22 protein-coding genes are annotated in these 24520 nt (G+C 42.6%); 9 read left to right on the top strand and 13 right to left on the bottom strand.

Annotated features, from left to right (window positions below):
- Positions 1-16: 16 nt before the first annotated feature.
- Both BM126_RS04565 and BM126_RS04560 read right to left on the bottom strand, forming a co-directional pair.
- Positions 17-214 (bottom strand): DUF951 domain-containing protein, encoded by a 198-nt coding sequence (locus BM126_RS04565; RefSeq protein WP_090988437.1) that lies wholly within the window; start codon positions 212-214, stop codon positions 17-19.
- Between the two features lie 26 nt (positions 215-240).
- Complete coding sequence (locus tag BM126_RS04560) at positions 241-1107, bottom strand: mechanosensitive ion channel family protein (protein ID WP_177201312.1); 867 nt, start codon at positions 1105-1107, stop codon at positions 241-243.
- 313 nt (positions 1108-1420) lie between these two features.
- On the opposite strand from BM126_RS04560, the gene yyaC reads away from it, so the two are divergent.
- Positions 1421-2047 carry a spore protease YyaC gene (gene yyaC, locus BM126_RS04555; RefSeq protein ID WP_090988436.1) on the top strand — a complete coding sequence of 209 codons (627 nt, stop codon included), beginning with the start codon at positions 1421-1423 and terminating at the stop codon, positions 2045-2047.
- A gap of 64 nt (positions 2048-2111) precedes the next feature.
- Here yyaC and BM126_RS04550 read toward each other — a convergent pair whose 3' ends face one another.
- The 11 genes from BM126_RS04550 to rpmH form a co-directional block, all read right to left on the bottom strand.
- Positions 2112-2825, bottom strand: coding sequence for a DUF554 domain-containing protein (locus tag BM126_RS04550; RefSeq protein ID WP_090988944.1), 714 nt, complete (start codon positions 2823-2825; stop codon positions 2112-2114).
- 102 nt (positions 2826-2927) lie between these two features.
- A complete protein-coding gene (locus BM126_RS04545) occupies positions 2928-3788 on the bottom strand; it encodes a ParB/RepB/Spo0J family partition protein (RefSeq protein ID WP_090988435.1) in 861 nt (286 codons plus the stop codon).
- The gene (locus tag BM126_RS04540) at positions 3781-4542 is read right to left on the bottom strand and encodes a ParA family protein (RefSeq protein WP_090988434.1); all 762 of its coding nucleotides are present in this window, start codon (positions 4540-4542) and stop codon (positions 3781-3783) included. Before BM126_RS04540 ends, BM126_RS04545 begins: the two co-directional genes overlap by 8 nt.
- A 355-nt stretch (positions 4543-4897) precedes the next feature.
- Positions 4898-5755 carry a nucleoid occlusion protein gene (gene noc, locus BM126_RS04530; protein WP_071353235.1) on the bottom strand — a complete coding sequence of 286 codons (858 nt, stop codon included), beginning with the start codon at positions 5753-5755 and terminating at the stop codon, positions 4898-4900.
- Positions 5756-6007: 252 nt separating this feature from the next.
- Positions 6008-6724: a 16S rRNA (guanine(527)-N(7))-methyltransferase RsmG gene (rsmG, locus tag BM126_RS04525; RefSeq protein WP_090988432.1), complete on the bottom strand. Its 717-nt coding sequence runs from the start codon at positions 6722-6724 to the stop codon at positions 6008-6010.
- A gap of 29 nt (positions 6725-6753) precedes the next feature.
- Entirely contained in the window at positions 6754-8640 is a 1887-nt protein-coding gene (mnmG, locus tag BM126_RS04520) for a tRNA uridine-5-carboxymethylaminomethyl(34) synthesis enzyme MnmG (RefSeq protein ID WP_090988431.1), read from the bottom strand.
- A gap of 78 nt (positions 8641-8718) precedes the next feature.
- Positions 8719-10104, bottom strand: a complete 1386-nt coding sequence (mnmE, locus tag BM126_RS04515) for a tRNA uridine-5-carboxymethylaminomethyl(34) synthesis GTPase MnmE (RefSeq protein WP_090988430.1) — start codon at positions 10102-10104, stop codon at positions 8719-8721.
- 290 nt (positions 10105-10394) lie between these two features.
- Entirely contained in the window at positions 10395-11015 is a 621-nt protein-coding gene (jag, locus tag BM126_RS04510) for an RNA-binding cell elongation regulator Jag/EloR (protein ID WP_090988429.1), read from the bottom strand.
- Entirely contained in the window at positions 11012-11800 is a 789-nt protein-coding gene (gene spoIIIJ / locus BM126_RS04505; protein ID WP_090988428.1) for a YidC family membrane integrase SpoIIIJ, read from the bottom strand. The genes jag and spoIIIJ overlap by 4 nt, the downstream gene beginning before the upstream one ends.
- 158 nt (positions 11801-11958) lie before the next feature.
- The gene (gene rnpA / locus BM126_RS04495; RefSeq protein ID WP_090988426.1) at positions 11959-12327 is read right to left on the bottom strand and encodes a ribonuclease P protein component; all 369 of its coding nucleotides are present in this window, start codon (positions 12325-12327) and stop codon (positions 11959-11961) included.
- Between the two features lie 84 nt (positions 12328-12411).
- On the bottom strand, positions 12412-12546 hold the full coding sequence (rpmH, locus tag BM126_RS04490) for a 50S ribosomal protein L34 (RefSeq protein ID WP_083392281.1): 135 nt from the start codon (positions 12544-12546) through the stop codon (positions 12412-12414).
- 1030 nt (positions 12547-13576) lie between these two features.
- On the opposite strand from rpmH, the gene dnaA reads away from it, so the two are divergent.
- The 8 genes from dnaA to BM126_RS04445 all read left to right on the top strand — a co-directional run bounded on the left by dnaA (position 13577) and on the right by BM126_RS04445 (position 24190).
- Positions 13577-14926 carry a chromosomal replication initiator protein DnaA gene (dnaA, locus tag BM126_RS04480; protein WP_090988424.1) on the top strand — a complete coding sequence of 450 codons (1350 nt, stop codon included), beginning with the start codon at positions 13577-13579 and terminating at the stop codon, positions 14924-14926.
- Between the two features lie 201 nt (positions 14927-15127).
- Complete coding sequence (dnaN, locus tag BM126_RS04475; RefSeq protein WP_090988423.1) at positions 15128-16264, top strand: DNA polymerase III subunit beta; 1137 nt, start codon at positions 15128-15130, stop codon at positions 16262-16264.
- 371 nt (positions 16265-16635) lie between these two features.
- A complete protein-coding gene (gene yaaA, locus BM126_RS04470) occupies positions 16636-16851 on the top strand; it encodes a S4 domain-containing protein YaaA (protein WP_071353536.1) in 216 nt (71 codons plus the stop codon).
- A 16-nt stretch (positions 16852-16867) separates the two neighbouring features.
- Positions 16868-17986 carry a DNA replication/repair protein RecF gene (gene recF / locus BM126_RS04465; protein ID WP_090988422.1) on the top strand — a complete coding sequence of 373 codons (1119 nt, stop codon included), beginning with the start codon at positions 16868-16870 and terminating at the stop codon, positions 17984-17986.
- A gap of 12 nt (positions 17987-17998) precedes the next feature.
- On the top strand, positions 17999-18247 hold the full coding sequence (remB, locus tag BM126_RS04460) for an extracellular matrix regulator RemB (protein ID WP_071353538.1): 249 nt from the start codon (positions 17999-18001) through the stop codon (positions 18245-18247).
- Positions 18248-18359: 112 nt separating this feature from the next.
- Positions 18360-20279: a DNA topoisomerase (ATP-hydrolyzing) subunit B gene (gyrB, locus tag BM126_RS04455; RefSeq protein ID WP_090988421.1), complete on the top strand. Its 1920-nt coding sequence runs from the start codon at positions 18360-18362 to the stop codon at positions 20277-20279.
- A 148-nt stretch (positions 20280-20427) separates the two neighbouring features.
- A complete protein-coding gene (gene gyrA, locus BM126_RS04450; RefSeq protein ID WP_090988420.1) occupies positions 20428-22986 on the top strand; it encodes a DNA gyrase subunit A in 2559 nt (852 codons plus the stop codon).
- A gap of 130 nt (positions 22987-23116) precedes the next feature.
- Positions 23117-24190, top strand: a complete 1074-nt coding sequence (locus tag BM126_RS04445; protein WP_071353558.1) for an HD-GYP domain-containing protein — start codon at positions 23117-23119, stop codon at positions 24188-24190.
- Positions 24191-24520 lie beyond the last annotated feature (330 nt).

Raw genomic sequence — 24520 nt, 5'->3', positions numbered from 1 at the left:
TTCCATACGGGATGGGCTATTCCTCGTGTTTCTTCAGTATTTTTTTCATTTTTTTCGAAAAGTCTTTTCTTGGCAGCATGACACTGTGCCCGCAGCCTTCACATTTTATCCGGATATCCATTCCAAGGCGGATGATCTTCCATTGATTTACACCGCATGGATGAGGTTTCTTCATTTCAACCACATCATGTAATGCATACTCTTTTTCTTCCATTCCTCATCCCTCCTTCAAGGATTTCCCTATTCGCCTTCATTGCGGTTTACCATAACCATCCGTGGTACAGGGCTTTCTATGCCGTGCTCATCAAGTGAAGCCCGTATCTCCTTTCTAAGGATGCGGGCCATATTCCAGTGGCGCATAGGGCTTGTTTCTGCCACGATCCTCAGAACAATCTCCGTCGGATTGAGCGACTGAATCCCCAATAGCTCTGGAGCTTTGATTAAATCCTCATGCTTTTCCGGCATGCCTTCCAGCAAATCATTGATAACCTTTTCGGCAAGCCCGACATTGCCGTCATATGGAATACTGACATCTACCACGGCCACACTATTTAATATAGATAAATTTGTGACTTCAGAAATCCCTCCATTTGGCACAACATGCAACTCGCCTGTAGAGGTTTTTACCTTCGTTGTCCGAAGTCCAATTTCGAGCACTTCTCCTTCAAAATTTCCTAATCTGATATAATCTCCAACAGAAAATTGGTCTTCCAGAATGATGAAAAATCCTGAAATGATATCTTTTACAAGACTTTGCGCTCCAAAACCTACCGCAAGGCCCACTATTCCGGCACCAGCCAGCAAGGCCTTCACTTCAATTCCGCATGCATCCAGAATCATGACAAGCGAAATAAAGTAAACGGCATAGGTAATCACATTTTCTAATAGCTTTAATAAAGTAGCTTCCCGGCGTTCGGAAATCCGCAGCGGGCTTTTCGAACGGACCAGAAAGAATTTTTTTATCAGGGCCTTAGAAACTCCGATGATAATCCGGGAAATGACTAGAATAGCAATTATCTTGATGAGACCTTCTCCAATATGAATCCAAGTATCTTCATCAGACAGTTTTTTATAAAATTTTCCTTTTATATTCCACAAATAGTTCACCAGCTTTTCAAGAGAATTCTGCTTAAATACTATAATAACAACAATTATAGGTTTTTGTACAAAAAAACTATGGGTATATAGGTAGAACAAATAAACCACAGGAAAGCAAAATAAAACCAGGCACGCACTGCTTCATATCTCACGAAGATTTCTGCACGTTTAAAAAAGCACATCCTGCCGTTTGGTTCCTTATATAATGTACAGCTCCCGGCTGCTTTATCTGAAAAAACGGGATAAGTTTCTTACCGCCTGCATGTATACTATCCGTGTTTTTTCCGTATACTGTTACTACTATTAAAGAGGAGTGGAACCGATGAACCTAAAACCCAGTTTTTTAGAAAATAAAAATCGAATGAGCCGGGTCATGCATGAAGATTTAGATGCACCGAGACAAATTTCAAAAGAATTGCTCGCCCTGCTTCCTGCCTCTCAGACTCAGTCCATTGTTATTGTTTGCATCGGTACAGATCGCTCCACTGGAGATTCGCTCGGCCCTCTTGTCGGGACATTCCTGAAAGAGAAAACGTTCGCTTCTAACTTTTCCGTTTATGGAACCCTGGAAGATCCGATTCACGCGATGAATCTCGAAGAAAAACTAACTGAAATCAAACTGAAATATGACCGTCCATTCATCATTGGAATCGATGCATGTTTAGGCAAGCTGAAAAGCGTAGGAGTTGTCCAAATTGGCGAAGGTCCAGTCAAGCCGGGTGCCGGTGTAAATAAGGAGCTCCCAAGTGTGGGTGATGCCCACATTACAGGGATTGTCAATGTGAGCGGATTTATGGAATTCATGGTCCTTCAGAACACTCGGCTGAACCTTGTCCTTAAAATGGCCAAAACCATTTCAAACGGTATTCACATGGCTTCAAGCCAGCTTAGCCGCCCCTCCAGCTTCACTCCATTCACCTGGAGCTATGAACAGGAAAAAACGCTATAATATCGAAAAAAAGGAAGGCAGCCGCCTTTCCCTTTTTTATGTTTGTTGATTTGAAGTCAATAGATCATAGCTTTATATCAAAATAGTAAAAAATAGTGACAAGTACAGCTGTCACAAGCACTCCTGGAAGCAGGTTCGCCGCTCTGATCTTAGTCAGGCCCATCAGATTCAGCCCGATGGCTGCAATCATGAGCCCCCCGGTTGCGGTCATTTCCATAATAAAGGAATCCATCAGCTGCTGAGGAACCCATTTATCAATTTGTGTGGCAAATAAAGCAATGGCTCCCTGGTAGAGGAATACCGGAACTGCGGAAAAGATGACGCCTATGCCAAGCGTGCTGGCTAAGATAATGGAAGTAAATCCGTCAATGACTGCTTTTGTGTACAGCACGTCATGGTCATGACGGATTCCGCTGTCGAGCGCCCCGATAATGGCCATCGCACCAATTAAAAAAATCAAGGTGGCTGTGACAAACCCCTGAGAGATCGTATTGCCCTCCTTAGCCTTCATCTTTCTTTCGATATATCGGCCGAGCGAATTAAGGCGTGCATCAAGATCCGCCCACTCGCCAAGGACCGCCCCAATCACCAGGCTTAATATTACTATCAGGTATTGCTGGCTTTTAAATCCCATTTGAAGGCCAAGCACCGTTACCGCAAGGCCAATGCCGCTCATTACCGTTTCCTTCATTTTCTCAGGAATATTCTGCAATATCCTGCCAAGAAGCGTTCCAGCGATTATACAAATAGCATTAACTATGGTCCCTAAAAGTATCATTTTCTTTTCACCTTTATATAAGCAAAACTGGCTTTTTACATTGTCAGCTGCTTCTTTCCTTCTGTTAATGTTCAAAAAAATAAACCACCTGATCAAGATGGCTTAGAAATTTTGATTTTCTTGATCGATTATATCTAAGATTCTCTCCAGATCTTCCTGTGAGAAGAACTCGATTTCAATTTTGCCTTTTTTCTTATTTTGTTTAATTGTAACGGTTGTTCCGAAACGCTCTCGTAAACTCGATTCACGCTCTTTAATGAAGACATTTTTTTTAGGCTTCGCGGGCTGCACTGTTTCACGTGAAACAGGCTGGTTCAAACCCTGGATATAAGTTTCAAGCTGACGTACATTCATGGATTCCTTAAAGATTTTTTCTGCCACAGAAGGCAGCAGATCCTTATTTTTCAGGGCAAGAAGCGCCCTTCCATGGCCCATCGAAATTTTCCCTTCTGTAATTAGGTTTTGTATATCCTCAGGCAGGGAAAGCAGACGGATATGGTTTGCGATATGAGGACGGCTTTTGCCAAGGCGCTTCGCCAGCTCCTCCTGCGTTACATCCAGTTTATCTAAAAGAGACTGATAGGCCACTGCTTCTTCAATAGGATTCAAATCTTCTCTTTGAAGATTTTCAAGGATGGCGAGCTCCATCATCTGCTGCTCAGACAGCTCCCTGATGACGACAGGAACAGTTGTCAGTCCTGCTTCCTTCGCTGCACGAAAACGCCTTTCCCCAACGACAATTTCATATCCCTTAATACTTTTCCGGGCAATAATCGGCTGAAGGATACCATGCTGCTCGATCGATTCCTTCAATTCGCTGATTGCCTCCGCATGGAATATTTTTCTCGGCTGATAGGGGTTCGGCCGTAAATCTTTTATATTGATATTATGGATCGTATCTTCTTTTCCTGCCTCCATATTTGTAAATAGAGCATTGATTCCTTTGCCAAGTCCTCTAGCCATGTGATTCCACTTCCTTTGCCAGTTCTAGATAAACCTCCGCACCTCTTGACTTGGGATCATATATAATAATAGGTTCTCCGTGGCTTGGCGCTTCGCTTAAACGGACATTTCGCGGAATAATTGTTTTATATACTTTGTCCTGAAAATACTTTTTCACTTCGTCGATGACTTGTATGCCCAGATTTGTTCTTGCATCCAGCATGGTAAGCAGGACCCCTTCAATTTTCAGATCCTGATTAAGATGCTTTTGGACCAGCCGGACTGTATTCAGCAGCTGGCTGAGCCCTTCCAATGCGTAATATTCACATTGAACAGGAATCAGTACTGCATCGGCTGCTGTCAAAGCATTTAATGTCAGCAATCCGAGGGAGGGAGGACAATCAATGATAATATAATCGAATTGTTCCTGCACTTCTTCCAATGCCCGTTTCAAGCGAACCTCCCTTGAAATAGTAGGGACCAGTTCAATTTCCGCCCCGGCAAGCTGAATTGTCGCCGGAATGGCAAATAAATTCTCGACCCTTGATTCCTTGATCACTTCCCGTGCCTCAATATCATCAACAAGCACATCATATACACATTGTTCCACGTCCGCTTTGTCAATCCCTGCTCCGCTGGTCGCATTGCCCTGCGGATCGATATCAACCAATAGCACTTTCTTGCCTATGTAAGCTAAACAGGCCCCCAGGTTCACGGAAGTAGTGGTTTTTCCCACACCGCCTTTTTGATTTGCAATGGCGAGAATCTTTCCCACAAAGTCACCCACTTTCCTAACAAATCTAGTAACAATCTATTAAAATACCGCAAAAATTTTCATGTAAAGGATCTGTTAAACTTGCCTGCTGCCAATCAAAATGGAAGCATGGCATTTTATCAAAACCTATATTGCAAACCTTATTCCAATTAATTGAAGTTTCGCTATCTATTTTATCATGAAAAAATAAAGTTGATATTATTTTCCGGGAAAAAAACTAAGCATACATGCTTTGCCAAAAAGCACGACCAAGCTTCCTGCTCTCCAGAGACGGCTGCAGCGGCCGTTACCGGCAATTTCCCCGAGACAATAAGAAAGCCCGGCAATCCGCAGCTGCCAGGCGCAAAAAAATCTATTAGGGCTTTTTCTTTGGTATTTTAATGGTGAACTGATAATATTCCTCAAATTCCTCTTCTTCTGAATCAAGGTTAATGCCATTATCGGTAACCATGCTTAAAGACTGTCTGATTGTATTAACGGCAATTCTCATATCCTTTGAAAATGCCTTTCTTTTCGGTTTTGGCTTCTTCTCCAGGCTAGTGAGCATCTTGACAACCCGTTCCTCGGTCTGCTTAACATTCAGGTTTTTTTCGATGATTTCTTCCAATAGCTTAACCTGCTTTTCAGGGTCCTTCAGGGGAATCAGCGAGCGCGCATGCCGCTCTGTTATATGCTTTTGAAGAAGGGCATCCTGAATTTCCTGCGGAAGCTTTAAAAGCCTTAGTTTATTCGCTACTGTTGACTGGCCGATTCCCAGCCTTTGGGCAAGCGCCTCCTGGGTAAGCTCATGAAGCTGGAGGAGCCTGCTGTAGGCCAGAGCCTCCTCTACAGGCGTAAGCTCTTCACGCTGCAGGTTTTCTATAAGTGCTACTGAAGCTGTTTCAGTATCATTGAAGTCTTTGATCAGGACTGGTGCAGTATCCCAGCCAAGTTTCTGAATGGCCCGGAATCGCCGCTCTCCAGCAATGATTTCGTACTTGCCGGGTTCATATTCCCGGACTACGATCGGCTGGATGATCCCATGTGTATGAATGGTCTGGGCCAGCTCCGTAATTTTATTCTCATTAAAAACCGTTCTTGGTTGATATCGATTCGGCACAATGTCAGAAATGGAGATTTTTTTTATTTCTTCGCTGCTAACTGGTGCCTCCATCTCTATTTGCTGTTCTTCTTTTTCGCCTAACCCAAAGAACCGCGAAAAAGGATGCTTCATCTCCCTACACCACCTTTAAGGAACTCCCATATAACATATTCTCTACAGAAATGACATGTCCTGCTTAAATATTGACAATATTAAACAATTCCTTTGATTCATAATCCGCTACCTTTAATAGTAAAAGAAAATCAGGGTTTGTGCTATAAGAAATTCAACCCAAACTATCAGCTTAAGCCTGCCAGCCGTCTCATGCGGCAGGAATTTCAGGATAAAAATCCCATGGTCCCGCCAATAATTCAGGAAACAATGCTATTCTATCGGCGTCTTATTTGGTGTCCCTGGTTTCCTTGGATACTTTTTCGGAGTCGGTTTCACCTTTTTAATTGTGATGATATTTCTTTCGCTGTCTTCTTCAGGAAGCAGGAAAGGATGAATTTGTTCCACTTTTCCGCCCAAAAGGAAAATTGCTTTTTTTCCCGCTTCCATTTCTTCGCCAGTGCTTGCAGCTTTCATCGCGACAAAATGGCCTTCAGGCTTTACAAGCGGCAGGCACAATTCACTTAAGACAGACATTCTTGCCACGGCCCTGGCCATTACTACATCGTATTTTTCACGATGTTCAGGGTTTTGTGCAAAGCTTTCAGCCCTGTCATGATAGAAAGATACATTTGAAAGATTAAGCGAGCTTGCAAGCTGTTCCAAAAAGGTAATCCGCTTATTCAATGAATCCACAATGGAAACATGCAGCCCGGGGAAGCAGATTTTCAGCGGAATGCTTGGAAATCCTGCACCTGCCCCTACATCACATAATTTATAAGGCTTAGTAAAATCAAAATAAAAAGCAGCACTGATTGAGTCATAAAAATGCTTCAGGTACACTTCCTCTTTGTCGGTGATGGCTGTCAGATTCATTTTCTCATTCCACTCAACCAATAGGGAATAATAGGTTTCAAATTGCTGGAGCTGCAGCTCACTCAGGTCAATTCCCCGACCCTTGAGCTCTTGCTGGAATTGTTCAATATTCATAGGTTTTCAATCCTTTTTCGGAATTTCCTCTATTTAGAAACACGTGCGATTCTGCCTTGTTCTAAATAAACAAGCAAGATAGAAACATCAGCCGGGTTCACCCCAGAGATTCTGGAAGCCTGTGCTACTGAAAGCGGGGCAACCTCTTTTAATTTCTGGCGTGCTTCTGATGCAAGGCCGTTAATGGCATCATAATCAATATTTTGAGGAATTTTTTTATTTTCCATTTTTTTAAGCCTGTCTACCTGCTGGAGGGACTTTTCAATATATCCTTCATACTTAATCTGGATTTCTACCTGTTCAGTCACTTCTCCGCTAAGCATTGTTTCACTTGGAGCAAGAAGCTGAATGTGGCTGTAATTCATTTCAGGTCGTTTAAGCAAATCTGATGCCCTTATGCCATCCTTCAATTCACTGCCGCCACTTTCCGTAATAATTTCCTGCACCTGCTTGGTCGGCTTGATAAAATGGCTATTCAAGCGCTCTTTTTCAGCTTCCACAGCTTCTTTTTTAGCGAGGAACCTTTGATATCGCTCTTCTTTTATCATCCCGATTTTATGGCCGGTTTCAGTCAGGCGAAGATCGGCATTATCATGGCGCAGAAGAAGGCGGTATTCAGCGCGGGAGGTTAACAAACGATATGGCTCATTCGTTCCTTTAGTTACTAAATCATCTATTAATACCCCAATATATGCATCTGCTCTTCCAAGAATCAGCTGCTCTTTATCCAAAGCATTCAGACCGGCATTAATACCAGCCATCAATCCCTGTCCGGCAGCTTCTTCATAGCCTGATGTTCCGTTGATCTGCCCCGCTGTATACAAGTTTTTCACTTTCTTGGTTTCGAGGGTCGGCCATAGTTGTGTCGGAACGATCGCATCATACTCAATGGCATATCCGGCACGCATCAATTGCGCTTTCTCAAGGCCAGGAATGGATGCAAGAATCTTTCGCTGCACATCCTCAGGCAGGCTTGTGGAAAGTCCCTGCACGTAAACCTCCTGGGTATTGCGTCCTTCCGGCTCCAGGAAAATCTGGTGGCGGGGTTTATCATTGAATCGGACTACTTTATCCTCAATAGACGGGCAATAACGCGGTCCTGTTCCTTTGATCATGCCTGAGTACATCGGTGAACGGTGAAGATTGTTATCAATGATCAGGTGTGTTTCTTCATTTGTATAAGTCAGCCAGCATGGAAGCTGGTCTGTAATGAATTTTGTCGTTTCATAGGAAAACGCTCTTGGCACTTCATCTCCAGGCTGTATTTCCGTTTTTGAATAATCGATGGTTGAGCTGTTCACACGAGGAGGCGTCCCTGTTTTAAAGCGGACTAAATCAAAACCAAGCTCCTCCAGGTGTTCTGACAATCGGATGGAAGGCTGCTGGTTGTTCGGGCCGCTTGAATATTTCAATTCTCCAAGAATGATTTCTCCGCGCAGGAAGGTCCCTGTTGTAATAACCACGGTTTTCCCTTTATATACAGCACCTGTTTGGGTAATAACCCCTGTACATACGCCATCTTCTACAATCAGCTGCTCTACCATTCCCTGAACTAATGTCAGGTTCGGCTCATTTTCAATCGTCTTCTTCATTTCGTTCTGATAAAGAAACTTATCCGCTTGTGCCCTTAATGCACGTACGGCTGGTCCTTTTCCAGTATTCAGCATTCTCATCTGAATGTGGGTTTTATCGATATTTCTGCCCATTTCTCCGCCCAATGCATCGATTTCCCTGACCACGATTCCCTTTGCCGGCCCTCCGACAGAAGGGTTACAAGGCATGAATGCTACCATATCCAAATTGATAGTAATCATGAGGGTCTTCGCGCCGACTCTTGCTGCTGCCAGACCTGCTTCACTGCCTGCATGACCTGCTCCTATGACAATGACATCGTAGCTGCCTGCATCATATTGCATAGCTTTTTACCTCCACTTTCAAAATATATATTTATATCCAGCTGTCGGGGCTATAACTGTCCCGCCCGGTGCTTCACATTACTTACCAAGACAAAATTGGGAGAATAATTGGTCAATCAAGCTTTCATGGACGCTTTCTCCAATGATTTCGCCAAGCAGCTCCCATGCTTTCGTGAAATCAATCTGCACTAAATCAACAGGTGTGCCCGACTCGATGGCATCAATGCTGTCTTCTATTGCTTGCAAGGCTTGTCCAAGCAATGCAATATGCCGCGAATTAGAAACATACGTCAAATCGCCAGCTTCAATTGCCCCTTCGAAAAACAGGGAGGATATGGCATCTTCCAGTTCATCAATGCCCTCGTCTTCAAGCAAAGAAGTGGAAACGATTCTTTGTGTCGGTGCCAGCTGCTTCACCCGCTCTATGTTAATCTTACGCGGAAGATCTGTTTTATTAATGATGATGATTACATCCATGCCTTCAACGGCCTGAAAAAGCAATTCATCTTCCTCACTCAGCTCATCAGAATTGTTCAGCACAAGAAGGATTAAATCTGCATCCTTTAAAACAGCACGTGAACGTTCCACGCCTATTCTTTCTACAATATCCTCTGTTTCGCGGATACCTGCCGTATCAAGGAGCCTCAATGGCACTCCGCGCACATTCACATATTCTTCGATAACATCTCTTGTTGTTCCTGGTATGTCCGTCACAATCGCTTTATTTTCATGAACCAGGCTGTTCAGCAAGGAGGACTTGCCGACATTCGGGCGGCCGATAATGACCGTGGACAATCCTTCCCTGAGGATTTTCCCCTGTTCGGAAGTCCTGAGGATTTTTTTAATTTCTCCGCGGACAAAATGGGCTTTCTCCATAAATAGCCGATGTGTCATTTCTTCCACATCATCATATTCAGGATAGTCAATGTTCACCTCGACCTGAGCGAGGGTTTCTAATATATCCTGCCTTAGCTTCCGGATCAGCTGTGAAAGCCTGCCTTCCATTTGCCCCAATGCTACATTCATTGCTTTGTCTGTTTTGGCACGGATCAGATCCATGACCGCCTCAGCCTGAGAGAGGTCGATTCTGCCATTTAAAAAGGCACGTTTTGTGAATTCGCCAGGTTCAGCAAGCCGCGCGCCCTGGGACAGGACAAGCTGAAGCACCCGATTTACAGAAACGATGCCGCCATGACAGTTAATTTCCACAACATCTTCCCGTGTAAAGGTTTTAGGGCCTTTCATGATTGAGATCATGACTTCTTCCACTGTATTGCCTGTTTTAGGATCCCTTAAGTGGCCATAATGTATGGTATGAGAATCCACCCCGGCTAAACGTTTGCTGCCAGGGCCCTTATATATCTTATCCGCTATCGCTATTGCTTCTTCGCCGCTGAGCCTGACAATCGCTATTGCGCCTTCTCCCATGGGTGTGGATACAGCCGCAATCGTATCATATTCCATTCCTGTCACCCCGCAAATGTATCTTTTCATCTATATCAAAAAAAAATTTCGTTTTTATACCCAAATAACTACAATAACACAATCAGCCATTGAAAAAAAGCACATAACCTTTGGCGCGTGATGTTATCCACAACGCGCTGAAAATTCACTTTCATTACCGTTTATTTTAACTTATCCACATGTGAATAACAAGCAAGCCCGACCTTCCCTCATCATTCACTTGCTTCTGTCTGCTTCAATATTTTTGAGAGGACACAAAAATGCCCCCTGCATATGCAGAGGGCATTCCATTATTTTATAGGTTTAATCAACAGATGGCGGTATGGTTCTGCACCGCTTGATTCGGTTTTGATTTTCCGGTTTCCCATCAGGGCGTTGTGAATCACCTTGCGCTCATTAGAAGGCATCGGTTCAAGAGCAACTTCTTTCCCGGTTTTCATGGCTTTATTTGCCATTCTTTCCGCGAGCTGGACCAATGTATCACTTCTGCGCTGCCTGTAATCTTCGGCATCTACCTCAACTGTCAAATACTGCTTCGAATAGCGGTTAGCAACCAGCTGTGTAAGATACTGGAGAGAGTTGAGTGTCTGTCCCCTTTTTCCGATCAGCAGCGCAATTTTATCGCCTGAAACCTGAAAGGAAATATTCCTGCCATTACGTTTCACAGCAACTTCGGCACTTACACCCATTTTTTCGCTCACATTCTTCAAAAAGCGAATGCCTTCTTCAATAGGATCAGGAGGCAATGTGACATTTACCACTGCCTGTCTGGCTCCGAAAATTCCCAAAAAACCTTTTTTTCCCTGATCAGCAATTTCAATTTCTACGCGGTCTCTTGTGGTGTTTAGCTGAGATAAAGCTGATTCTACTGCTTCTTCGACTGATTGTCCTGTAGCAGTTATCCTTTTCACTTTTTCTTAGCTCCTCCCGCATCACCGGAAGCTGTTTTTCTCAGATCCGGACCTTTAATGAAATAGGTTTGTGCAATCATGAAAATATTGCCGACTACCCAATACAGAGACAGGGCAGCTGGGAATCTTATCGCAAAGATAACGATCATTACCGGCATGATATAGAGCATCATTGTCATTTGAGTTGCCATTTGAGGGGTTGTCGTATTCCCTGCCATTGTAAGCTTTTGCTGAATGAACGTTGTTATTCCCGCAACAATCGGCAAAATGTACAGCGGATCTGGTGTTCCAAGGTCAAACCACAAAAAGCTGTGGTTAGCGATTTCCCGCGTTCGGCTGATTGCATGGTAAAAGCCAATCAGGATAGGCATTTGTATTAATAGCGGAAAACAGCCCGCTAAAGGATTTACATTATATTTAGAGAATAAAGCCATGGTTTCCTGCTGCAGCTTTTGCTGTGTGGCAGCATCTTTAGAGCTGTATTTTTCTTTAAGCTTGGCCATTTCAGGCTGCAGGGCCTGCATAGCTTTAGAGTTTTTTGTCTGTTTGATCATCAATGGCAGGATCACTAATCGGACCAGTATGGTAACCACTACGATTCCAAGGCCATAGTTATTTCCTAAGAATTTAGAGACACTTGTGATAAGCACCGATAATGGATACACAATATAGTGATTCCAGAATCCTGTGCTGCTTGAATCAATCGGCTGCTTGATTTCCGTACAGCCGGAAAGAAGCATGATAATGGCAGCGATCCCCATAATGAGAAATATTCTTTTTTTCAAGCGTTTTTTCCTCCTATCTTTCGAAAGATCCTCAAGCTTGCCTGCAAAGGCTTTTTTGCATGCCTGTCCGGCTATCTTCAGGCCAAAGGCCAGAGCACCGGCAGGTCATGATTCTCTTTCGGTCACATATATTACGGTATGCAGGCTAAATGGTTTCATTATTTGGTGAATTTATTGCTTGCTTTATTTAGGGTTAATGATTTGGAACGTTTTAAAACGTGGATCAGACTGTTCTTCACTTCAAGAAAGTCCATTTGTGATGCAGGCTTGCGGGCAATTATGACATAATCCTTGCCAATTCCGATGTCTTCTATAAGTTCCAGGAAGGCTTGCCTTATGTACCTTTTAATTTGGTTTCTTACTACGGCATTTCCGATTTTTTTGCTGACAGAAAGGCCGATCCTGAAATGGTCCTGATTCGGCTTTTCAAGGACATACACTACAAATTGCCTGTTTCCGAATGATTCACCCTTTTTAAAAACATCCTGGAATTCATCATTCTTCTTAATCCTTAGCTTTTTTTTCATTCTTTACACCTACATTAAACGAAATTGGGCAACCCCAAAAACACCTTCTATTGAAAAAAAAGACCACTGAGACTTTTCAGTGGTCTATGCAGATAATACTTTTCTGCCCTTGCGGCGACGTGCAGCTAACACTCTACGTCCGTTTTTCGTGCTCATGCGGCTACGGAAACCGTGAACCTTACTGTGCTTGCGCTTATTCGGTTGATAAGTTCTTTTCATTATATGACACCTCCCTGAGGAATAACAGTTAAAGACAGTCTTCGTAATTATATAGATGGCAGGACTAAAAAGTCAACCTCTCTATAAAAAAAAATCAATTTTATATCAAAAAAGCCAAGTGATCTTTTTGTTCGTATTCTCCTATTGTAAATCATTTTACTGCTTTGGAACATAGAAAATTTTGGCTCAGCATATTTTCCGATTGAAAAATCAGGCTGTTTTCGTAAACTTTGCTGCTATCTGAACAAGGGGTTGATTTCCGCTTCAGGATGCTCGCTTTCCGCGAGGCGGCCGGTGAGTCTCCTCGGCTGTGCCGCTAATCCCGCAGGAGTCTTGCCTTACATTCCAATCAGCCTGACTTACCAATGGGACGCCTCACAGAACTTATTAAAAAACAACGATATTTAAGAAAAGAGCCAAAAAGTAATACTTCATTAATTGCTGATCTACCCCTCAGCTTTTTTCATTATTTCAGTATTAATAGAGAGCTCTTCATATTGAACCGCTTGTCCATTTATAAGCTTACATTTACAGCTGTGGATACTTTTTCGACATTTTTCTCAATATCCACAGCCTTCCAGTTATACTTTTGCACATAAAAAAGGACTGTGGAAAAGTTTTTCCCGCAGCGTGTGGTCTTGTGGATAAAGTTTTTAAATCCATTGCAACTAAGGCAAATATCTGATATTATATTTGTGTTTTCACTCTGAATAACTTTCAATCATTTTAGCACTTATCCACAAAATGTGTATAACATGTGGATAAATTATTCTAGCTGTGAATATAAATTTGTCCACAATCGGTGGATATTGTCGAAAACTGTTTTACTTCTTATTATATATTTTTTTCCCATCCCTGTTGATGCATAAAAATACTGTCTACGTATTTTAATGTATTTCCGCTTATACAAATGTTGCACAAGAATGGAAACAGGGTCAGAAACCAGAAAATGCGGAGTTAGAATACAATCCTGAACTTGCGTATTCATTTTCATTTTTTATAGAAATATCCTTAGCAAAGGAGGGATTAGATGGAGAACATTGATAGTTTATGGAACCAGGCTTTATCAAAGATTGAAAAGAAGATTTCAAAGCCAAGTTTTGAAACATGGCTTAAATCGACAAAAGCCCATATGCTGCAGGGAGACCTATTAACTGTAACGGCTCCCAATGAGTTTGCCCGTGATTGGCTGGAAGAACGCTATTCCCGGCTTATATCAGATGTTCTGTTAGAGCTGACAGGTGAAGAATTAGAAGCTAAATTTATCATTCCCCCTAATCAGGGAGAAGATGACTTTGCTGATTCGCCTCCTGCCAAAAAGCCAAAGAAACAAGACGATGATCAAAATGATTTTCCGCAGCACATGTTAAATACTAAAAATACATTTGATACATTTGTCATTGGTTCAGGCAACCGGTTTGCCCATGCAGCATCGCTTGCAGTAGCCGAAGCTCCAGCTAAAGCCTATAATCCTTTGTTTATATACGGGGGAGTGGGCCTTGGCAAAACGCATTTAATGCACGCTATCGGCCACTATGTGCTGGAACATAATCCGCGGGCAAAGGTGGTATACCTTTCTTCGGAAAAGTTCACCAATGAATTCATTAATTCCATACGTGATAACAAGGCGGGTGACTTCCGCGACAAATATCGGAATGTAGATGTTCTTCTTATTGATGATATTCAATTTTTAGCCGGAAAAGAACAAACACAGGAGGAATTTTTCCATACTTTCAATACCCTCCATGAAGAAAGCAAGCAAATTGTCATTTCAAGTGATCGTCCTCCTAAAGAGATACCTACACTCGAAGACAGGCTGCGTTCCCGTTTTGAATGGGGGCTGATTACAGATATCACACCGCCTGATCTTGAGACCAGGATCGCGATACTCCGCAAAAAAGCTAAAGCAGAGGGCCTTGATATCCCAAATGAAGTGATGCTTTATATCGCAAACCAGATTGATTCGAATATTCGTGAGCTTGAGGGGGCACTTATTAGAGTTGTCGCTTATTCGTCATTGATTAATAAAGATATCAATGCAGACCTTGCAGCTGAAGCATTAAAAGATATCATTCCAAGCTCAAAGCCTAAAATCGTTACGATCCTTGATATTCAAAAAACAGTCGGAGAGCATTACAGTGTTAAGCTTGAAGACTTCAAAGCTAAAAAGAGAACAAAGTCAGTCGCTTTTCCGCGGCAGATCGCCATGTATTTATCCCGCGAGCTGACAGATTTTTCTCTTCCTAAAATAGGAGATGAATTCGGAGGAAGAGATCATACCACCGTCATTCATGCTCATGAAAAAATTTCAAAACTGCTTCAAACAGATTCCCAGCTGCAAAGACAGGTTAAGGAAATACAGGTGCAGCTAAAAGTCTGACATGCGAATAGTGTTGATAACTTCTTTACACTTACTCACAGTCTGTCCACATGTGGATAGACTGTTTTTCCTTATGTTTATCGCAGTTATCCACATATTAACAGGCCCTACTACTATTACTACTATCTTTTTTAAAAAAATAATAACTAAAACACTATGCTTAGCAGGCTGAAAATATCACTTAACGGGAGGAAAAATAAAATGAGATTTATCATCCAAAGAGATCGTTTGGTCCATAGCGTCCAGGAAGTTCTAAAGGCTGTTACATCCAGAACGACAATCCCTATTCTGACTGGGATAAAAATCAATGTTACAAGCGAAGGTGTCACACTTACCGGAAGTGATTCGGATATTTCCATTCAATCTTTTATTCCGGCAGAAGATGAGGGCAATGAGATTGTTGAAGTCAAACAAAGCGGGGCAATCGTCCTTAATGCCCGTTTTTTCAGCGATATTGTTAAAAAACTTCCCATGGATACGGTTGAAATTGAAGTGCAAAACCATTTCCAGACAATTCTCCGTTCAGGAAAAGCTGAATTTAATTTAAATGGATTAGATGCGGAAGAATATCCTCACCTGCCAATGATTGAAGAAGAAAACATTTTTAAGATTCCAGCGGATCTCCTTAAAACGCTAATACGCCAAACTGTCTTTGCTGTGTCCACGTCAGAAACACGGCCCATCTTGACAGGTGTAAACTTGAAGGTTGAAACGGACGAATTAACCTGTATTGCAACAGACAGCCACCGCCTGGCAATGAGAAAAGCAAAAATAGAAAGCGGCATCCAAGGATCACATAGTGTGGTCATCCCCGGAAAAAGCTTAAATGAGCTAAGCAAGATCCTGGATGATACGAACGATCCGATCGAAATTGTTATTACAGAAAACCAGGTGCTTTTCAAAGCTCAAAACCTGCTGTTTTACTCAAGGCTGCTTGAAGGAAACTATCCTGACACATCCAGACTGATTCCAAACGACAGCAAAACTGATGTCACCGTCCGCGCCAAGGATTTTCTGCAGGCGATTGACCGGGCGTCACTTCTTGCTAGAGAAGGCAGAAACAATGTCGTCAAATTATCTACACATGATGGAAAAATCATTGAAGTATCTTCCAATACTCCTGAAATCGGGAAAGTCATTGAAGAAGTGCTTGCTGAATCGATTGAAGGCGAAGATCTTAAAATATCCTTCTCTGCAAAGTTTGTCATGGATGCTTTAAAGGCTTTGGAAGGCACGGATATTACAATTAATTTCACTGGCGCCATGAGGCCATTTGTCATCCGCTCGCTAAACGATGACACAATGCTGCAATTAATCCTGCCTGTAAGGACATACTAAAAAGCAAATAACACACATTTCAAAGCTTTGCGGCACAAACAGCGTAAAGGGCAATATATGTATTTAGTTCTGTGAAAGTAAAGGTCTGTCTTGCGGGCCTTTTTCTTTTTATCATGCTTTACGATCGGCTTAAGGGAAATTGCCCAAATTACGTACATATTTTCTAAGGGGTCATGGAGGATCGAATGCTATAGTCAGCCTAAAAAAAGAGAAGCAAGTATGATCAGCGTAAAATCGCAATGACAGCTTTCAGCACACATAAATAGCCGTCATTGCGAAAAATGCCCTGGCTGTATCGTCAATACTTTGTCTATTTGCGTTTTTTTTAGTAAAATAAAATATTAGAGACTACTGAGAAATGAGTGAGCGATATGCAAGAGATTCAGATTGGAACGGAATATATCACACTGGGTCAATTTTTGAAGCTGGCTGATGTCATCCAAAGCGGAGGGATGGCGAAATGGTTCCTGAGTGAGCATGAAGTATTTATAAACGGTGAATTGGATGTCCGGAGGGGCAGAAAGCTTAGGGAAGGTGATAAAATAGAGATCCCGCAGGTCAGCGGCCGTTTCTTGATCACTTCCTAAGCAAAGGATAGAACATATGCATATAGAAAACATAAAACTGAAGAATTACCGGAATTATGAAGATCTTGAACTATCTTTCGAAAACAAGGTGAATGTTATCCTTGGAGAAAATGCCCAGGGCAAAACAAATGTCATGGAGTCCATCTATGTGCTGGCCATGGCAAAATCCCACCGGACATCCAATGATAAAGAACTTATTCGCTGGGACCAGGAATATGCTAAAATAGAAGGTAGGGTAAAAAAGAGAAATAATTCTATTCCACTTGAATTACTCATTTCCAAAAAGGGTAAAAAAGCTAAAAGCAATCATATTGAACAACAGAGGCTAAGCCAATATGTCGGGAATATGAATGTAATTATGTTTGCTCCGGAGGATTTGAATCTGGTCAAGGGAAGTCCTCAGGTGAGACGCCGTTTTATAGATATGGAAATTGGGCAGGTTTCTCCCGTCTACCTTCATGATATGAGTCAATATCAAAAAATACTTCAACAAAGAAATCATTATTTGAAACTTCTTCAAATCCGAAAACAGACAGACACCACCATGCTGGATGTCTTAACAGAGCAGCTTATTGACCACGCTGCAAAGATTGTGCTGCGCCGGTATAAGTTCCTTTTTTTGCTGCAAAAATGGGCAGAACCGGTACATTCCGGCATATCAAGAGGACAAGAAATTCTGAAAATAGAATATAAGCCCTCTCTCGATGTATCAGAATCTATGGATTTGTCGAAAATGATAGAAGAATTCCAAGAAAAATTTGCTAAAATAAAAGCAAGAGAAATTGAACGGGGTGTGACACTGACCGGGCCCCATCGGGATGATCTGGTCTTTTATGTGAACGGACGGGATGTACAGACCTTTGGATCTCAGGGGCAGCAGCGTACCACTGCCCTTTCTTTGAAACTTGCTGAAATTGAATTAATACACGCCGAAATCGGCGAATATCCAATACTCCTGCTGGATGATGTCTTATCAGAGCTGGATGACTTCAGGCAGTCACACCTGTTAAATACCATCCAAGGGAAGGTGCAGACATTTGTTACTACCACTTCTGTAGAGGGGATTGACCATCAGACTCTGCGTGAAGCTGCAGCCTTTACAGTGAATCAGGGACATGTAACAAAGGTCAAATGATGAGGTGAGTTCATGTATCTGCATATCGGGGAGGATATACTTGTTAAAACGGATGATGTAATTGCCATCTTGGATAAACAAATCCTCCATTCTTCAGCCATTACCCAGGAATTCCTGGAAAAGAAAGAAAGCATCATCTCCAACCTGGCAAAAGGGTCAATAAAATCGGTTGTTATTACAGACAAGCATGTATTTTATTCGCCTCTTGCTTCAGGTACGTTAAAAAAAAGGTCGCAGCAGCTGTCCGTTTTGAATGACTGATGACCCGCTGCAAAGATTGCCAGCTAAAACTATCCTTTTTTCAGTCCTGGACTGAACAATTAACATACAAGCATAGAATGCCAATAGAAAAGTGTAGGTGATAGGCGTGTCAATGGAACAAAAAGAAGCTCAAAATCAAGCGTACGATGAGAATCAGATACAGGTATTAGAAGGCCTGGAAGCTGTCCGCAAGCGTCCCGGGATGTATATTGGGTCAACTGCTTCAAAAGGCCTCCATCATCTTGTCTGGGAAATTGTTGATAACAGCATAGATGAAGCCCTTGCTGGTTTTTGTGATGAAATTAAAGTAACGATCGAAGAAGATAATAGCATTACTGTCGTGGATAACGGACGGGGCATACCAGTAGGAATACATGAAAAAATGGGACGTCCCGCAGTCGAGGTCATCATGACAGTCCTTCACGCTGGCGGAAAGTTCGGCGGAGGCGGATATAAGGTATCCGGCGGACTTCATGGAGTGGGTGCTTCTGTAGTTAATGCACTTTCCACTATTTTGGAAGTATTTGTCCATCGCGATGGCAATATTTATTATCAAAAATTCATGCGCGGTGTACCACAGGAAGATCTTTCGATAATCGGAGAAACGGACCATACAGGAACAACCATTCATTTTGTTCCAGATGGCGAAATTTTTACCGAAACGCTTGTTTATGAATATGATGTGCTTGCCATCCGTTTAAGGGAGCTTGCATTCTTGAATAAAGGAATCAAGATCATCCTTGAAGATAAGCGCGGAGAAGGACGCACGAATGCCTACCATTATGAAGGCGGCATAAAGTCTTACGTCGAACATTTGAATAAATCAAAAGAAGTCCTTCACGAAACCATCTTCATGGAAGGCGAGAAAGATGGCATATCTGTTGAAATTGCGCTGCAATACAATGACGGCTATATCAGTAATTTGTTCTCTTTCGCCAATAATATTCATACTTACGAGGGCGGAACGCATGAGTCCGGCTTCAAAACGGCCCTGACAAGGGTTATTAATGATTATGCCCGCAAAAGCGGTATCTTCAAAGACAGCGATACCAATTTATCCGGTGAAGATGTAAGGGAAGGTTTGACAGCCATCATTTCCATCAAACATCCAGATCCTCAATTCGAGGGCCAGACCAAGACGAAGCTTGGCAATTCCGAGGCGAGAACTGTAGCAGATTCCATTCTTTCTGAAAAGCTGGATTCCTTCATGTATGAAAATCCTTCAGTTGCCAGGAAGATTGTCGATAAAGGTTTAATGGCTGCGAGAGCACGTCTGGCAGCGAAAAAAGCCCGTGAATTAACCAGGAGGAAGAGTGCACTTGAAGTGTCGAGCCTTCCCGGAAAGCTTGCAGATTGTTCCTCAAAGGATCCTGCAATAAGCGAATTATATATCGTTGAGGGTGACTCTGCGGGCGGTTCTGCGAAACAAGGGCGTGACCGTCATTATCAGGCAATCCTGCCATTGCGCGGCAAAATTATCAACGTAGAAAAAGCGCGCTTGGATAAAATTCTTTCCAACAACGAGATCCGGACCATCATTACGGCTCTTGGAACAGGTATTGGAGAGGAATTTGATATCACAAAGGCAAGATATCATAAAGTCGTCATCATGACAGATGCAGATGTAGACGGTGCGCATATCCGTACGCTTATGCTGACATTCTTCTACAGGTACATGAGAAAAATTATCGAGCACGGTTATATATATATCGCACAGCCGCCGTTATATAAAGTATCACAGGGCAAAAAGGTGCTTTATGCGTACAATGACCGTGAGCTTGAAGAAATCACGGCAAGCCTTCCGAGCCAGCCAAAACCGGGATTGCAGCGCTATAAAGGTCTTGGCGAGATGAATCCTGAACAGCTTTGGGAAACTACCATGGATCCTGACTCAAGGACACTGCTTCAGGTCAGCCTGAGTGATGCCATAGAAGCGGATGAAACGTTTGAGATACTTATGGGCGACAAAGTAGAGCCCCGCCGCAACTTTATTGAGGAAAATGCCATTTATGTAAAGAACCTCGATATTTAAATTCCAGCAGGATAGATGACCATTCTTCTATCCTGTTGTTTACATTTTTGTTTCCGGAAAATATGAGGACCAGGGAGAATCACCTGTTATAGCTCTCATTATACTTTTTTACAAAAAGCTTTTTGCTTTATAAAAGGAGGTTGGCTCCATGTCAGAAAATCAGCAATCAAATGTAAAAGAGATTAACATAAGCACCGAAATGCGCACTTCCTTTTTGGATTATGCCATGAGCGTTATTGTATCGCGTGCCCTTCCTGACGTCAGGGATGGACTAAAGCCTGTTCACCGCCGTATCCTTTATGCCATGAACGACTTAGGAATGACAGCTGAAAAGCCATTCAAAAAGTCTGCCCGTATCGTCGGCGAAGTAATCGGCAAGTACCATCCGCATGGCGACAGTGCCGTTTATGAAACGATGGTGCGGATGGCGCAGGATTTCAACTATCGCTATATGCTTGTAGACGGCCACGGCAATTTCGGTTCTGTAGACGGCGACCCGGCAGCAGCCATGCGTTACACTGAAGCCAGAATGTCAAAAATATCAATGGAGCTCCTTCGCGACCTCAATAAAGACACCATTGATTATAAAGAAAACTATGATGGTTCCGAAAAAGAACCGGCAGTTATGCCTGCCCGCTTTCCGAACCTGCTAGTAAATGGCTCTTCGGGCATCGCGGTCGGCATGGCGACAAACATTCCTCCGCATCAATTAGGAGAAGTCATTGACGGTGTGCTTGCGTTAAGCACGAACCCTGAAATTACCATTCCTGAGCTAATGGAAATTATTCCAGGTCCGGATTTTCCTACTGCAGGAATGATTCTTGGCCGCAGCGGCATTAGAAAAGCGTATGAAACCGGACGCGGCTCCATCCTGCTTCGTGCAAAGGTTGAAATTGAAGAAAAATCAAACGGCAAGCAGGTCATTCTTGTTAAGGAGCTTCCTTATCAGGTTAATAAGGCCAAGCTGATTGAAAAGATAGCCGAGCTTGCCCGCGACAAGAGAATAGACGGCATAACAGATCTCCGCGATGAGTCTGACCGGAACGGAATGCGGATCGTCATTGAAGTCCGCCGTGATGCAAATGCGAATGTGCTTCTTAACAATTTATATAAACATACCGCTATGCAGACAAGCTTCGGAATCAACCTTCTTGCGCTTGTTGATGGACAGCCTAAAGTACTGAATCTGAAGCAGACTCTGCATTATTATCTTGAGCACCAGCAGGTCGTAATTAGAAGAAGGACGGAATTTGAACTAAGGAAAGCTGAGGCACGTGCCCACATTTTAGAGGGATTGCGCATCGCTCTTGATAACCTGGATCGGATCATCAGTTTAATCCGCGGTTCCCAGACTACTGAAATTGCCCGTGAAGGGTTAATGACGGAATTCTCCCTTTCTGAAAAGCAGGCACAGGCCATCCTGGATATGCGCCTTCAGCGTCTAACCGGTTTGGAGCGGGAGAAAATTGAAGAAGAATATCAGGAATTGGTTAAGTTAATAGCAGAATTGCGTGCAATCCTGGCAGATGAAGAAAAAGTATTAGCCATCATCCGTGAGGAGCTGCTGGAAATCAAGGAACGCTTTAATGATGAAAGACGCACAGAGATTGTTTTGGGCGGATTTGAAAGCATTGAAGACGAGGATTTGATTCCAGAGGAAAACATTATTGTCACACTGACTCATAATGGCTATATCAAGCGTCTTCCTGCTTCCACGTACCGCAGCCAAAAGCGCGGCGGAAGAGGCATTCAGGGAATGGGCACAAATGAGGATGATTTTGTCGGTCATCTGCTGACAACATCTACGCATGATACACTCCTCTTCTTTACGAATAAGGGAAAAGTATACCGTGCTAAAGGATATGAAATCCCTGAGTATGGAAGAACAGCGAAGGGGCTTCCAATCATTAATCTCCTTGAAATTGAAAAAGGAGAATGGATAAATGCCATCATACCTGTAAAAGACTTTGTGGATGACTGGTTCCTGTTCTTCACCACCAAGGATGGGATATCAAAACGATCTCCACTATCCTCTTTCGCAAATATCAGGACTAACGGTTTGATTGCCCTTGGCTTGAGAGAAGAGGATGAACTGATTTCAGTAAGGCTGACCGATGGTACGAAGCACATCGTAATCGGCACGAAAAACGGCATGCTGATCCGTTTCCCTGAAGAAGATGTCCGCTCAATGGGCCGGACTGCTTCAGGAGTAAAAGGAATCACACTGCGGAATAATGATGAAGTTGTCGGCATGGAAATACTGGAAGAAAGCGAAGAAGTGCTGATTGTCACTAAAAACGGTTACGGAAAGCGGACGCCTGCTGACGAATACCGTATTCAAAATAGAGGCGGAAAAGGAATTAAAACATGCAATGTTACCGACAAGAACGGTGAACTTATTGCAGTTAAAACTGTTACCGGAGAAGAAGATCTGATGCTGATCACAGCAGCAGGTGTTTTAATCAGGATGGCTGTTGAGGATATCTCCAGAACCGGAAGAAACACACAGGGCGTTAAGCTTATCCGCCTGGAAAACTCTGAAAATGAGTATGTATCAACAGTTGCTATGGTAGAACGTGATGAAGAAAAAGAAGTTATTGAAGATATAGCTGAAACACCTCCTGTTGAACCATTTAAGGATGAAATAGGAGAAGAAGGAAGTACACCGGAAGAAGCACACGAAGACACTGAAAACGGTGAAGAATAATAAATGCAAAAAGGAGGAGCATGGATGCCATGCTCCTCCTTTTTGCATTCTGAGAAAATATATAGTCTTTTCAGAAAAAGTGAAGTAATATTATGGTAAAAACAAAAATTGCGTTCTAGAGGTGCACAAAGTGCGAGTAAAAACACATTATTTAGAAGAGGGCTGCATCCTTTCAAAAGATGTTATTGGAATGACAAAGCGCCCCATCATAACTAAAAAAACCATCATTACAAACGAAATGCTGGAAGTGCTGCAGGCCTTTTTGGTCACTGATGTCAGTGTTGAAAAGACATTGATTGACGGAAGCTGGTTTTCTCCAAAGGAAATCATTGATGAGGAATCAGAAGAAGAGGGCAGCGATTCAACATTTTTAACTCAATATTTAAAAGCGGTACAAGCCTATAAGAAGCTTTTTAAGAACTGGCAGGCAGGAAGCATAGCAGATGTGGCAAAAGTGCGCAGTATAATTATTCCTTTATTTGAAAAGTTTTTGGAAAATCCTCAGGAGCTTGTTTCGCTTCATCATTATTGCAGCAAAGAGGACTATTTATATCATCATGCTATTTCAATGGGCATCATCTGCGGATTTATCGCAAAAAAAATGAATTACGAATTGGCAGACATCATGCAGATTACGATGGGAGGCTGTCTGGCAGACTGCGGAATGGCAAAGATTCCTCCAAAAATACTCGATAAAAAAACGAGCCTGACTTCTGAGGAATACGAAGAGATCAGAAAGCATCCCATATATAGCCTGAGAATGCTTCAGAATACCCCGATACTAAAAGAAACAGTAAAATATGCAATTGTTCAGCATCATGAAAGATTGGACGGAAGCGGATATCCCGCTGGAAGGAATGGAAAGGAGCCACATTCCTTTTCAAGGATTGTGGCAGTTGCTGATGTTTATCATGCAATGACTTCTGAAAGGATATACAGGAATAAACAATCGCCGTTTAAGGTTATGGAAATGATCCTTCAGGATGACTTTGGAAAGTTTGATATTACAGTAGTTAAAACACTTCTTGAATGTGTGACAACCTACACCATCGGAAGCCGGGTAAGGCTCTCAAATGGCTACACGGCAGAAATCATTTTCATAGATGCACATTCTCAGACACGGCCTCTCGTAAAAGCTGCAGACAGCGGGGAAATCATTAATCTTGGTAAAACCCGGGAGTTGTTTATTGAGGAAATCCTGTAAACATTCCTCACGAACTCTAGGTAAAGGATCGATATAAACCAAGGCCTTTAATCTATTAGTCATGGAATCTATTATTCAGAGGGGGAGATTTCCCCCTTGCTTTTCTTGTCCTTTGCCTTTATAATAACGAAGTTGCACCAGAAGAGGATTGCAGGATATTTTCTTTTAAAAAAGTTATTGACCTTGTAAACTATGCATGGTATGATATTAAAGTCGCTTACGAGATAAACGACAAATTGCTCTTTGAAAACTGAACAAAACTAAGCGCCAACGTTTTAAAATAGTGAGCACACACTCTAAAAGCAAATGAGCAAGTCGAACATTTCTTCG

The sequence above is a fragment of the Bacillus sp. OV322 genome (genome assembly GCF_900112495.1).
Classification (GTDB): domain Bacteria; phylum Bacillota; class Bacilli; order Bacillales; family DSM-1321; genus Peribacillus.
This window is presented reverse-complemented; position numbering and strand designations above follow the sequence as displayed.

What these genes read in the sequence shown, in the direction of transcription:
- BM126_RS04565 (WP_090988437.1), bottom strand. Translation starts at nt 214, where the DNA reads ATGGAAGAAAAAGAGTATGCATTACATGATGTGGTTGAAATGAAGAAA.
- mnmE (WP_090988430.1), bottom strand. Translation starts at nt 10,104, where the DNA reads ATGGAATATGATACGATTGCGGCTGTATCCACACCCATGGGAGAAGGC.
- mnmG (WP_090988431.1), bottom strand. Translation starts at nt 8,640, where the DNA reads ATGCAATATGATGCAGGCAGCTACGATGTCATTGTCATAGGAGCAGGT.
- BM126_RS04545 (WP_090988435.1), bottom strand. Translation starts at nt 3,788, where the DNA reads ATGGCTAGAGGACTTGGCAAAGGAATCAATGCTCTATTTACAAATATG.
- rsmG (WP_090988432.1), bottom strand. Translation starts at nt 6,724, where the DNA reads ATGAATATTGAACAATTCCAGCAAGAGCTCAAGGGTCGGGGAATTGAC.
- rpmH (WP_083392281.1), bottom strand. Translation starts at nt 12,546, where the DNA reads ATGAAAAGAACTTATCAACCGAATAAGCGCAAGCACAGTAAGGTTCAC.
- yaaA (WP_071353536.1), top strand. Translation starts at nt 16,636, where the DNA reads ATGCAAGAGATTCAGATTGGAACGGAATATATCACACTGGGTCAATTT.
- dnaA (WP_090988424.1), top strand. Translation starts at nt 13,577, where the DNA reads ATGGAGAACATTGATAGTTTATGGAACCAGGCTTTATCAAAGATTGAA.
- noc (WP_071353235.1), bottom strand. Translation starts at nt 5,755, where the DNA reads ATGAAGCATCCTTTTTCGCGGTTCTTTGGGTTAGGCGAAAAAGAAGAA.
- remB (WP_071353538.1), top strand. Translation starts at nt 17,999, where the DNA reads ATGTATCTGCATATCGGGGAGGATATACTTGTTAAAACGGATGATGTA.
- gyrA (WP_090988420.1), top strand. Translation starts at nt 20,428, where the DNA reads ATGTCAGAAAATCAGCAATCAAATGTAAAAGAGATTAACATAAGCACC.
- recF (WP_090988422.1), top strand. Translation starts at nt 16,868, where the DNA reads ATGCATATAGAAAACATAAAACTGAAGAATTACCGGAATTATGAAGAT.
- dnaN (WP_090988423.1), top strand. Translation starts at nt 15,128, where the DNA reads ATGAGATTTATCATCCAAAGAGATCGTTTGGTCCATAGCGTCCAGGAA.
- gyrB (WP_090988421.1), top strand. Translation starts at nt 18,360, where the DNA reads ATGGAACAAAAAGAAGCTCAAAATCAAGCGTACGATGAGAATCAGATA.
- rnpA (WP_090988426.1), bottom strand. Translation starts at nt 12,327, where the DNA reads ATGAAAAAAAAGCTAAGGATTAAGAAGAATGATGAATTCCAGGATGTT.
- BM126_RS04550 (WP_090988944.1), bottom strand. Translation starts at nt 2,825, where the DNA reads ATGATACTTTTAGGGACCATAGTTAATGCTATTTGTATAATCGCTGGA.
- yyaC (WP_090988436.1), top strand. Translation starts at nt 1,421, where the DNA reads ATGAACCTAAAACCCAGTTTTTTAGAAAATAAAAATCGAATGAGCCGG.